Below are 13319 nucleotides of genomic sequence, written 5' to 3'. Positions count from 1 at the left end.
CCTTGACTGCGAGAACAAAAATAGAACAAGTTGCAATCATTAAGTTGTCCAGTCTGGAGAAACGGCAGCGCGACCGCTAAGTGCCTGAACAACCTGAACAAATCAGATTCTGAAATTCTTTATAAATCGTAATGACTTGTGAGGGATTTCAAGAGATAATCGCCGGATAAAATATAGGAAGAATCGCTCGAAATTTTAGAATTCAATGGCTAAAGAGGCAACACCAAATGAAAAGACCGAGAACCTCTTTGCAAAGCTAGAGGATGTCATTGCTCGCCTTGGTTTTGACAACAGCGTCGGGCTGACCCGTTCTTGGAAGCAGTTCAAGGGCACAACAAATAGGCATATAGTCAGACAGGCGTTTGACACCGTGGGCACCTATGCTGTGTTCGGGTTTGGTGCACCCGCTTCGGGTCATCGTCAGAATTTCACACCTATACTTTATTTCTGCTCAGCACAGGATGATGCCGCCGCCAAAGACATTCACCGTCTTGTTTGGAGCCAGGGTGTCGTACCGCTACTTTTTGTGGCAACACCGTCAGGCCTGCAAATAAGGCGCGGTCTGGCTCCGCCACCCGAGCAGGCGATCAGCGTGCCGTGGGAAAAATTAGGAGATTCTGAAAGCCTTCCGGTAGAACTCACGTCACTCACGGCTATCGCCTTGAGCAGTTCAGTGGTGTGGCGCGATTTCGCTATCGATCGCTCATCGCGTGTTGACAAGGCTTTGCTGGAAGGAATCGTTGCACTCAGCCACGTCGTACAGACCGAACAGCTGGAATTGGACCGATCAGTCATTCATGCGATCATAGGGAGGTTTCTGTACCTGTACGTTCTACTCGACCGGCATATCGTTGATACAAGCTGGATCGCGAGCCTGAAGGCTCCGGACGGCGACGAATTGCTTTGCCCATCGATCGCGGCAAGTCTCGACGATCCCCAGCGTTCTCATGTTGTATGGCCTGCAAAAGAAGTTTGGTCATTATTCGACGCAATTGATGATGTGATGAACGGAGCGATCTTTCCTGTGCCTGAGGTGCACCGGAAAACGGTAACTGACGGCACTCTTCATATGATTCATCGCGTGATACGTCATGGAGATCGCGTCAGCCCTAGTGGGCGACAGCTAAGCTTCTTGGATGTCTCGTTTTCGACACTGCGGACCGAAACAATCTCCGCGATATATGAACTGTTCCTCGCACTTGAATCAGAAGACTCCAAGTCAGACGATGGTGCTTTCTACACGCCGCCTTTTCTAGTTGACTATGTGCTGGATGAGACTGATCGTATTAAATCTTTCACAAAGTCGAGTCGTATCCTTGATCCTGCGGCGGGGTCTGGAATATTTCTGGTCGGCGCGTATCGCCGCATACTGGAAAGAACACTACCTGCCGGCACTTGGGGGGGGAAACAATTCAGATCCTCGCGCAAGTTGCTTGAACAAAACATTTTCGGGATCGAACGGAATGGGCAGGCAGCAAACGTGTGCCGTTTCAGTCTGTACCTAACTCTGTTGGATTATATTACGGGGACCAATATTACAGCGCTTGCAAAAATGGCGCGAGGGACACAGGTCTTCCCGCCGCTGGTGAACAACATCATTTCTCAGGATCTGTTTGCCGTGCAGAGCGAAGGTCCGAACAGCGTCGGACGTTTTACCCACGTCGTAGGCAATCCTCCATGGGGGTCGTTTGGCGATAGCGCCAGCCGGACAAATGCGCAGCGCTCTCAAGAACGGCAGGATAAAATTGCTCAATCAATGGCTGCGGCAATAGAATTCCATGCCAGCTTGGATGCACATCATTATCCCGTATCAAACAAGCGCCTCTCTGAGCTTTTCATCTGGAAGATCAAACGCGACCTTCTTGCTGTCGACGGCGCCATTGGGATCCTGATCTCTACCAGAAGCTTTGTCAGCCGGAGCGCTTCAGCGTTTCCGAATGCGGTCGCCTCGCAGTTCGCCCTTGCTGGCATCGCCAATCTTTCGCATTTCCGATATAGGCTGTTCGCCGAGGCCAGAAGTCCAACAATCGCGGTATTTGCCCGGAATACCGAACCTCATCCAATGGACGAGGTTTGGGTCTACTCGCCACTGCTTTCATCTCAGCCCATAGGTGAAAAGGGCCATTTGTGGTCGATCATCGCGAACGCGTCGGATGTGGAGACGCACCGGTTGCGCGATCTTGTACGGGACCCGGAGGGCTGGTTCAACCACCTCATCTTGCGTCCGCTGGATCGCAGATATGCTCGTCACCTCAAGATGTGGACTGAACAGACATCGAAATCACTCGGCGGGTTTCTTGCGACGTGGGGGTTGCGAATGTCGCGTGGCGGGAGCCCCGCCCAAACAGGACTTCCAGACAAGTTTCTCTTGAAGGCCGATTACAAGCGAGCGCTTGGATTGGAAGGGTTCGGATTTCAAGCATATCCACATAATCAGCTTGAGCGATACCAGATCGATGCTCAGTTCAAAACCTTGTTCTCAGGAAACGTGTTGTTGATTCCGCGCAGCATGAATGATGCTGTTTTCATCGAAAAACCTGTTGGTTTTTCGTCAACGTTCAATGCCGTCTACTTTGTAGAACGCTCCGCTGGCATGGCTGAAAAGAAGCTTCTGACCGCGATGGCAAAATATCTTTTGTCCGATGTCGCAAGCTATTTCTTTGCGTTGATTGGCAAGAGCTGGATTTTAGACCATGCGCGTCTGGAAAAGAATGACCTTGAAGCAGTTCCTTTCCCTATCGAGGGTTTAGAGGATAGTGCTCTCGACACGCTGCTGTCGGGGGACCAGTCGTCGATCACAAATCTTGTCTCGGTTAGGATGGGTCTCGACAGATCCTTCGCCGCGTCGGTGAAGGAATATGTTGAATTTAGAAGCGGTTACGAAGATTCCCAGTTGCCAACCGCGAGCCTACAAAGACCAGATGATGGTAACATCGATCTATATCAGTCGATGTTGTCCACGCAGCTATTGCAAGGGTTCGGTTCGCAGGCCGAAGCTACTGTCACGCTTCAAAACAATCGAAGCGATGAATATTTCGCTCAAATTCTGATCCAATTCGGTCGGCGTGGCGACGGATCAACAGCCACTGCCTTCAAAGAGACCTTACCCGCCCGTCAAGGAGAGTTTACCCCATACTCCGCCATAAGCTACGATCCATCGTCCAATAGTGCGGTTATTTTAAAGCCTTGGACGCACGCCGCCTGGACTATGGAGCAGGCGTTCGCAGATGCTCGGAGTATTTCGGCCGCCATACTTCGCTCGGGGGCCGCTGCTTGAGTCACTTTGAGGTTTTCTTTACCAGCAATGCAGCCCTCGGTAAGAAGATGCTATGGGAGCATACTATCTACCAGGTCGTTCGGCTTTTTGAGGAGGCAGAGCGGCGTATCCGAAGTGCTGAGGGCCAAAAACATTACACCGGTCTCACGGGCTGGTGGCGTAAGTCAGCCCACAGGATCAACAGCAAAAACGGCTTCAAAGTCCCGGAAGAGACGGCTGTTTCTGAGGCTTTGGTTGAGCAGATGGAGTTGGTCAAGCGGGACTTCATGCTCAATGCCCATAATTTGGAGCCTGATATCGCAGATATAGACAGTCTTGAATTTCACGCAGAAGCGCCGCGTCGTCAGAAAACAGGCATCGGCCGTTTCGCAAAGCCGACTGACTTTCGCTTTTACCGCAGTGGTCTTGGCAGTTTCGATCTTCGTATCGAGGCTAAGGTGCTGACCACAGAGGCCGAAATCAGTAAAAATTATCTTTCGCGAGACGGGCTCGGGCGTTTCTCTGATCCAAAAGAGCCATACACTGACGAGCTCGTTGGTGGAATGATCGCTTATACGGTAGCGGAGGATCGTGCCACTTGGCTGGCAAGAATCAGCAGCCAAATGGCCTCCACATCCCCGGCAATCTCCTCGTTTCAGCATACGTTGCCCCCAAGCGGGCAACAGATATTGTTCAGTCAGGTACCATTTAATTATGTGAAATCGCCCGCCCAAGCCGAAGTTCTTGTGTTCCACATCGTCCTGGAATTTGATTGCACTCCTTCTGCACGGTAAGCTTGTCCATGCCGGGATGGTGTATCACGCGGAGTTGCGAGCAATCCGATTAACAGGAGCGGAGAAATCTGGGTGCTTTGCGAGATTGCGGAGTTATTGAAAGTGGCGGAAAAGACCGTCACGCCATCATGAACGTCCAGACAAGCCCGGATTCATAGTTGGCGGCCAGTTGTAAAACGTTGAGAAAGTTTAGTTGCAGATGACAGGGGAAAATGTGCAGGCACCTTCCAGCGGAATTAGGGATAATCATTCTCGCGGAAGCGTGGCTGACTTTCTTAACCTCAAAGTATGCGAGGGAAGCAAACTCTCGATCGTCTCCGCATACTTTACCATACATGCCTATGAGTCCCTGCGCACTCGCTTAGAAGGCATCGAAAATCTGCAGTTCCTATTCGGCGAACCTCGTTTTATTGCATCCCTTGATCCTGAAAAAAACGAGAGAAAGCACTTTTCAATTGACGATGACGGTCTGGAGCTTTCAAACCGCCTCGTTCAGCGTAAAGTTGCGTTTGACTGCGCAAACTGGATCAGAAAAAAGGTGCAGATTCGTTCCGTTGTTGATGCCAATTTTTTGCATGGAAAGATGTATCACATCGATGATGGCCGCCGAGAGCACGCACTACTCGGTAGCTCAAACTTCACGCGGCGAGGCTTAGGGTTATCCACTCCGCCTAACCTGGAGCTCAATCTTGTCGTTGATAGCGACCGCGACCGAACCGATTTGAAAGCATGGTTCGATTCAATTTGGACGGACGAAAACCTCGTATCCGACGTTAAAGATGAGGTTTTACGGTATCTTGAGCAGCTCTATGTAAACCACGCGCCCGAGTTCATATATTTTAAGACGCTCTTTCACGTCTTCGAACGGTTCATTTCAGGCCAGGACGCAGATGCTGCTCTCTTCGAGCAGACCGCAATCATCGACACTGAAATATGGAAGGCGCTTTTTGATTTTCAGAAAGATGGGGTAAAGGGGGCAATTCACAAAATCAACGCACACAATGGTTGTATTCTCGCGGATAGCGTTGGCCTTGGAAAAACTTATTCGGCGCTGGCTGTAATCAAGTATTTCGAACTCCGAAATCATCGGGTTCTGGTCCTATGCCCAAAAAAGTTGCGGGACAACTGGACTGTTTTTCTTGCGCAGAATAATAGCGATCTGAACCCTTTTCTAAAGGATCGGTTCAGCTATGCGGTGCTTTCGCACACTGACCTATCGCGCGAATCCGGAAGGGTTGATGGTATTGACCTGTCGACCATCAACTGGAGCAATTTCGATCTGGTCGTGATCGATGAATCACACAACTTCAGGAACAACACAAAAGGTAGGCGCGACGAAGACGGAAATATCATCCGAAAGAGCCGCTATGAGCGGTTGATGGACGATGTGATCAAGAAGGGCGTGAAAACAAAAATTCTTTTGCTGTCGGCAACGCCGGTGAACAATGACCTAGGCGACCTGCGAAACCAAATCTATTTTGTTACGGAAGGCCGGGACGCAGCTTTCGCCCCAGATTTGGCGATCAGCAGCATCAAAGATACACTTTCTACCGCCCAGAAGACGTTCATGGAATGGGCGCGCCGCAGTGGTGAGCGCGATGCACGCGACCTTATGGATCGATTGCCGGCGTCGTTCTTTACGCTGCTTGATGAATTAACAATCGCCCGGTCCCGGAATCACATTAAGAAATACTACCGCTCTTCGCTCGAAAAAATTGGCCACTTTCCTAAACGGAGAAAGCCGGAATCTGTATTTTCCGAGATAGATCTCAAAGGCCGGTTTCTGTCTTACGATCGGTTAAACGACGAAATTTCCAAATACGAACTCTCGCTTTTCAACCCATCGCGTTACGTTCTGTCTGCGTACGCCGCACAATATGAAGAGAGAAAAATTAGGAACTTTTCACAGGCCAATCGCGAAAAGTTCCTGATCGGCATGATAAAGGTCAACTTCCTGAAGCGCCTTGAGAGCTCTGTGCACGCGTTTGCGATCACGATGGAAAGGACCGTCTCCAAGATTGAAGCGTTGGAAGAAAGGCTCCGCGCGTACAAGGCGCATGCGAAGGCAGCCGAAGACACTCTTCAGCCAGACCTGTTTGCCGTCGAGGATGAGGACGACGACGATCTTACCGAGGCCTTCCAGGTTGGCTCGAAGCTCAAGTTCGAGATGGCTCACCTCAATGTCGATCAGTGGCTTAAGGATCTCGCGACCGACAAACAGCAGCTTTCTTTGCTTTCCGACGCTGCACAGGCTGTCGATACTTCTCGCGACGCCAAATTAGCAAAACTGAAACAATTAATCGAACACAAAGTTAGACATCCCGACTGCAACAGCAACGGTGAGGAAAATCGCAAGGTAATCGTTTTCTGCGCTTTTGCAGACACCGCCGCTTACCTTTACGGGGCGTTGGAAGAATGGGCGCGCGGGGCTTTAGGGCTACATATTGCACTCGTTTCCGGAGGGGCGAAACCCAATCGCACAACCTTTGGTAAGCCAGACTTCTCTCAGATTCTCACCAATTTCTCTCCTCGGGCTAAGCAGCGTGCGAAGCTCAAGTCCATGCCGCAAGAGGGTGAGATCGATATCTTGATTGCAACGGACTGCATCTCGGAGGGGCAGAATCTTCAAGACTGCGATTACCTCGTCAACTACGACATTCATTGGAACCCGGTCCGGATCATCCAGCGGTTCGGCCGTATCGATCGTATCGGCAGCCTCAATCAAGAGATCCAGTTGGTAAACTTCTGGCCGACACCAGACCTAAACAAGTACATAAACCTAAAGAACCGCGTCGAGGCGCGCATGGCCCTAGTCGACATCGCCGCGACCAATGAAGACAACATCCTGAATGCCAAGGATATCGAGGAACTCGTACAGAGCGACCTTCGATATCGCGACAAGCAGTTGCTGCGGCTAAAGGATGAAGTTCTTGATCTTGAAGATTTCAATGAGTCCGTTGCGCTAAACGAATTTACATTGGACGATTTCCGTGCGGAGCTCCTCGGTTTTATAGAGGCCAACCGCGAGCGGCTGGAGAATGCGCCACTGGGGCTTTATTCGGTTGTGCCGACGACGACAGATTATCCGACAATCCAGGCTGGCACGATCTACTGCCTCAAACAGCGTAACAATGCGGCTGGAGCTGAGGCGGTAAACCCGCTGCAGCCATACTTCCTTGTCTATGTTCGAGATTCAGGGGAGGTTCGCTACAACTTTACGGCCCCAAAACAAATCCTCGAAATTTTCCGATCACTCTGCCAGGGCAAGACGGAACCATATGCGAAACTCTGCGAACTATTTGATTCCCAAACCAATGATGGCAAGGACATGCAGCGGTACAGCGCGTTGCTTGATTCCGCCCTTACGGCAATTGCCTCCCAGACCGACAAGAAGAATTTCGGAAACCTCTTCGCCGGCAGAGGTGGCAAACTGGTCGATGAAACTAAACTGCCCAAGACGGCAATCGATTTTGACCTGATTACGTGGTTGGTCATCATGAATTCGGAGGAGCTTGCCAATGGCTGACACAACGGTGAAGGTCGCCGCAGCGCTTAAGACGTTTTCACTCCAGCCAACGAAAACAGCAGCCATCGAGCTCTTCGGTGCGTTGGGATATGCAAGCCGCAAGACCCTTGATCTGGATGGCAGTCCCGCCTCGTTTCTGAGCTTCATCGACCGCGATGGGGTCTTGGCATCCAGGAAAGACGCGCATCTCACAAAATGGAAACGTGTCGATTTCCTTTTTCAGCTGACCAACGATGAAATCCCGATGCTTGCCCAAGGGAATCCGGAACTGCTCGCAGGGCGGCAGGATTATCGCACGTCGATTATTGAATCCTTTGTCTTTCTCGCCATTGAGCTTGCTGACGAAGAGTGGAGTCGGAGCGGCCTCGCAGGCATCACGCGGGAAATCAACCGGCTCTTTCCGATGCCGGCCGTCATTTTATTCAGGTATAGCGGCCTTGCGTCACTTGCAGTAATCGATCGCCGCCAGAACAAGATGGATGGTTCACGCGACGTCATCGAGAAGCGTATCTCGGTTGTGAAGGACATCGATCTAGCGTCACCGCATCGAGCGCATATAGACATTCTCTGCGATATCGCACTGTCGGCCGTAAAAGTGCGCGGACGCGGCATACCGACGAATTTTCGCGATCTCTATGATGGTTGGATCGAAGCGCTCTCAGCCCAGACGCTGAACAAGCGCTTTTATCGCGAGCTTGCAAATTGGTTCTACTGGTCCACCAAAGTTGTTGAGTTTCCTACTGCCGTTCGCGCGCGTGAGAATGAAAATACCGAAAAGGCGAAAAAGGAAGCCTTTGACGCCCAAAATCAGATCGCCGTTATCCGGCTTCTAACGCGCTTGATATTCGTCTGGTTCATCAAGGAAAAAGGCCTCGTACCAGAGGCGCTCTTCGATCCCGCTGAAGTCCGCCAACTGCTGAAAGACGACCCGACCACTGCGCGTGACAGCAGCACCTACTATAAGGCCGTACTACAGAATCTGTTCTTCGCCACGCTGAACACCGAGATGTCGGAGAACAGGACGTGGCGAACAAAAGCCATTGGAGGTGGGCTTGACGGGCAATATCTCATCCACACAGTTTACCGTTTCCGTGATGCGTTCCGTGAGCCCGACAAGGCCCTCGCTCTCTTTAAGCAGGTTCCATTCCTAAATGGTGGTCTTTTCGAGTGCCTGGATCGGGAGGTCTTGAGCCGAGATTTTGAGCGCAACCCTAATCTAAAAACACGCTCCGTCAAGGAAGGTGCGCGTGATGTGATCCGCATCGACGGCTTCTCCGAACGCCCTGACAACCACCTGAAAGTCCCGAACAAAGTCTTCTTCGCTAGTAAGGAAAAGGTCGATCTCAACGAGGAATACGAAACCAAAGGGAGGATCTATGAGGCCGACGGCTTGATAGAGCTCTTCTCCCGCTACAAGTTCACCGTCGAGGAAAATACGCCAGTCGAGGAGGAAGTTGCACTCGATCCTGAGCTGCTTGGCAAAGTCTTTGAGAACCTACTTGCTAGCTACAACACCGACACCCGCACGACGGCGCGAAAGAAATCAGGATCATTCTACACCCCGCGAGAAGTTGTCGATTATATGGTCAATGAGGCACTTGTTGCCTATTTGGAGCGGCGGCTCACAACAAAGCCCGTACGATCGTCGCTAGTTAAGCCGCGTCAGCAGGCTTTTGATATGGCGATGCCGGATGAGTTCGACCTCACAGTCAGCAAGCAGGCCAATTTCTCTGAAGGAGGCAGTGATGACGATCTTGGTGCCCGCCTGCGTAACCTGCTGTCTTTCAAGGAAAGCGGCAATCCATTCTCGAATGCTGAGTCGGATGAGTTGATCGCCGCGATCGACCAGCTCAAAGCGCTTGATCCGGCCTGCGGTTCGGGGGCGTTCCCGATGGGGTTATTGCAGAAATTGATCCACGTGCTGCACCGGTTGGACCCCGACAATGCGCGGTGGCGCGCGCAGCTCGAGCGTCCCTTCAAGAGCAGGATCGCCCTTGCGGACACGCTTGACCCCGATCGACGCCACGATGAGATTGAAGACGCGAAAGCCGCTCTTGCCAAGCTCGATCGGGATTTTTCCGATGCGAACAAGCCGGATTACGCCCGTAAACTCTACCTCATTGATAAATGTATTTTCGGTGTCGATATCCAACCCATCGCCGTTCAGATCGCCAAGCTTCGTTTCTTCATTTCGCTCGTTGTCAGCCAAAAAATCGATCCGGATCAGCCAAATGCGAACATCACGGCCCTTCCAAATCTTGAGACCAAGCTGGTCGCTGCAAACTCGCTGATCCCTATCGAGCGCAAGGCGCAGGGCAATCTTTTCACAGACAAGAGCATTAAGGAGAAAGAGGCGGAAATTCGCGCGATGAACGCGCGGTACTTCAGCGCCAGGACCGCGCGAAATAAACAGAGACGTCGGGAAGATATTGCGCGGCTTCGAGACGAGCTTGGCGACCTGCTGAAACAGGATTTTGGCATCTCTAACGACGATGCAGAACTGATGGCGCGTTGGGATCCGTTCGATCAGAATGCACACGCAGATTTTTTTGATCCCGAATGGATGTTCGCGCTACCTACACCTGAAACAAGCAACACCGAAAAGGACGTCCACCGGGTCGGACCATTCGATCTCGTCATCGGCAACCCGCCTTATGTAAGGCAGGAGGCGATTAAGGACCAGAAACCGGCACTGCAAAAATACTATGCGGGAACGAAGTCCGCCCCCGGTGCTTACACCGGCACGGCGGATTTGTTTGTCTATTTCATTCAACGTGGCATCGAGTTGCTTAGCCCTGGCGGGGCCTTCGCCTATATCACCTCGAACAAATGGTATCGCGCAAAATACGGTCAGAACCTACGAGGCTGGTTGAACCGGCAGACTCAGATACGGCGCGTTATCGATTTTGGCGACGCGGAGGTATTTGATGCTATCGCTTATCCTACCATCCTTATCGCCACGCGACGAGATGCACCTGTGCCTGCACCGGGTGAAACGGACAGCCTGCGCGTAATGAACTGGCCGCAGGAGCGGGACAAGGCGGAGGTGGAAGGCTTCCCGAAACTTGTGGAGGAAATCGGCTTCAACATGCCGCAAAAGGCGCTGGTCATGGAGGGGTGGCAGCTGGAGCCACAGGCTAAGCGTGGCCTTCTGGAGCACATTCGTGCCTCGGGTATCCCGCTGGGCCAGTATGTCGAGGGAAAGATACTCTATGGCATTAAGACTGGCTTAAATGGTGCCTTCATCGTGAGCACCGCTGACAAAGATAGACTCATTGGTGAGCACCCATCGTCGAAGGCGCTCTTGAAACCTCTACTTATGGGCCGCGACATAAAGCGGTGGGAAATCGAGCCCGATGATAAATGGCTGATCCAGTTGGAATCGTCCGAAAACAGGGAACATTCATGGAGTAAGTTCAACACAGACGAAGCTGAAACCCTCTTTGCAAAGGAATTCCCGGCCATCGCGAACCATCTTTTTCAATTCAAGAACGAATTGAAGAAACGCACCGACAAGGGTCGCTTTTTTTGGGAGCTAAGATCTTGCGACTATTGGGACGATTTTGACAAACCCAAAATCTTCGCTCCGGAGATCCAGAATAACGTTCAGTATGCGGCCGACGAAGCTGGCTTTCGTTGTATTAATAAGGCGTGCATCATCGTTCATCAGGACTGGAAATTTTTGCTTTCTGTCTTGAACTCCCCAGTTTCATGGTGGTTTTCTCAACAAATTTTCACGTCGAAGCAGGGAGGCTTCTACGAATTTACACGACAGTTTCTTTTCCAGATACCGATCCCAAAACCAGCGGAAAATCAAAAAAATGCGATCGAGACGGTGGTCGATATTGTCAGGAGAGACAAGGGGAACAACCGCTTCGAACAACTTCTCAACGGCTTCGTCTATGAGCTCTTCTTCAAGGACGATCTGCACGCCCGCGGCCTCACCCTGTTTGAGGAGGCCGAGCGCGCCGGCGTTGGGCGCCTTGCTAGGCTTGAAGGTGTGGAACTGGCGAGGGCTGCGGAAAGCTTCGCCGACACCGATCTCGCGCCCGGTATGCGACTTCGCACCATGCTCTCCGATCTTGCTACCCTTGATGTCGTGCGGATCATCGAGGGCCGGGAATGAGTGAAGCCACCCCTCTACCTGCACCGCCCGTTGCCGTTGCTCCCATAGCAGCGGCTCCGCCGGTTCTCCCGCCAAAGATAAAGTCCCTGACGCTCTGCGATTTTCGCGCCTTCGCCGGTCCAGAACCGGTCACCTTCAGACTCGATGGCAAGAACCTCTTGATCTACGGTGAGAACGGCTCCGGTAAATCCTCGGTGTTTCATGCACTCGATGAGTTTTTTTCTGTCGCCCGCCGTGGTCCGCAGGCCCGCAAAGAGCGGTTGCTCGGGTTGAAAAATGTGTTTTCAGGACAGCCCGATGCTGGACTGAAAATAAGTGTCGAGTTCGACGATGGGATGCCAGCTGCTGAATGGACAACTGCACGCCACCCGGTCGACATCACACCAGCGGCCGATGATCGGGTGAAAAATGCGGCTTACAAGAAGGCGATCCTTGACTATCGTTCACTGCTGGAAACCAACTACCGGCACGGCGATGGTCCTGTGAACCTCTTCGATGTCTGCATCAACGTTCTGTTGCGGGACTTCGAGACTTTGCATGATGGAAAGCAAAGGCCTCTGCTAGATCTTTGGATGGAATTGATTGGGCTGGTCGATCTTGATGCTCGTGGCAAGAAGCGTCTTGGCAAGACTGAAAAGCCTCAGGTTTTGGCCCTGTTGCCGTCGATCAATCAGGGTTTGCGGGACGCAATAGCGGCCATTCAGCCGAAAATCGGACCACTGCTGACGGACTTGGGATGGACTGATATTGAAGTTGTTTCGCTCAATGTCCGCGGAGTCACCTACAACGACAAAGTAAATATCCCGCCAATGCAAAGAGTGGAGACCAAAGATGTCGACATCGAACTGACATTCCGAACTCAACCTGTTGATCGCCCACAGGTCTTCCTTAACGAGGCGCGGCTCTCGGCCTTAGCGCTAGCCATCTACTTCGCGGGGCGTCAGGTCTGCGCCGCGACTCTGCAAGTCGATACGCCCCGCCTGATTGTGCTCGACGATGTGCTTATCGGCCTTGATCAGTCGAACCGGATGCCGGTTCTTGATCTCCTGACGAAACACTTCAAGGACTGGCAGGTCGTGCTTCTCACACACGATCGAGTTTGGTTCGAGATGGCCCGGGCGTATCAACGCCGGCACAAGGCGGACAAGTATTGGAGCTACGCAAAAATTCACTCCGATGACGACCCGACGAAGGCGCCTATTGTAACTTCGGCATCATCCAGCGCGGCGGCGGATGTATTGGCCGATGGTCGCAAATTCTTGAAGCAAGGTCACGTGAACGCCGCAGGTAATTATGCGAGAATTGCCGTGGAGTTGGCCTTGCGTGAATTCTGCGAAGACAAGAGGGTAAAGGTTGCTTATCAGCAGCTTCCGGACAAAACACCAGCCAGCGAATTGCTGCAGGCCGCGAAGGATTTCAGCACCAAGACAAATGGAACCTATCACAACCCGCTAGCCGCGATCGAAATGTATACGTCGATACTCTTTAACAAGCTATCGCATGGAGGCGTGCCCTCCGTGACCAGTCATGAAGTACAGGGCGCGCTTAACGCCGTGGACAGCCTTCTATTCGCTTTGAAAGTCGTCCCATCGGGGGCGAAAGCACTTGCGCCCTGAG

General features: G+C 52.1%; 5 protein-coding genes. All 5 read left to right on the top strand.

Translation table 11 applies throughout. The features are described from left to right. Nucleotides 1-205 precede the first annotated feature (205 nt). The 5 genes from ASB66_RS17150 (at nt 206) to ASB66_RS17130 (ending at nt 13318) form a co-directional block, all read left to right on the top strand. The gene (locus ASB66_RS17150; protein ID WP_060718419.1) at nt 206-3277 is read left to right on the top strand and encodes an HsdM family class I SAM-dependent methyltransferase; all 3072 of its coding nucleotides are present in this window, start codon (nt 206-208) and stop codon (nt 3275-3277) included. Then, entirely contained in the window at nt 3274-4050 is a 777-nt protein-coding gene (locus ASB66_RS17145; RefSeq protein ID WP_060718418.1) for a hypothetical protein, read from the top strand. Before ASB66_RS17150 ends, ASB66_RS17145 begins: the two co-directional genes overlap by 4 nt. 199 nt (nt 4051-4249) lie before the next feature. Further along, nucleotides 4250-7576, top strand: coding sequence for a helicase-related protein (locus tag ASB66_RS17140; RefSeq protein WP_060718417.1), 3327 nt, complete (start codon nt 4250-4252; stop codon nt 7574-7576). Further along, nucleotides 7569-11702, top strand: a complete 4134-nt coding sequence (locus tag ASB66_RS17135; protein ID WP_060718416.1) for an Eco57I restriction-modification methylase domain-containing protein — start codon at nt 7569-7571, stop codon at nt 11700-11702. The genes ASB66_RS17140 and ASB66_RS17135 overlap by 8 nt, the downstream gene beginning before the upstream one ends. Continuing rightward, nucleotides 11699-13318, top strand: coding sequence for an AAA family ATPase (locus ASB66_RS17130; RefSeq protein WP_060718415.1), 1620 nt, complete (start codon nt 11699-11701; stop codon nt 13316-13318). Before ASB66_RS17135 ends, ASB66_RS17130 begins: the two co-directional genes overlap by 4 nt. The last annotated feature ends 1 nt before the right edge of the window (nt 13319 follow it).

The organism is Gillisella vitis, from assembly GCF_001541345.2.
GTDB lineage: Bacteria > Pseudomonadota > Alphaproteobacteria > Rhizobiales > Rhizobiaceae > Allorhizobium > Allorhizobium vitis.
This window is presented reverse-complemented; position numbering and strand designations above follow the sequence as displayed.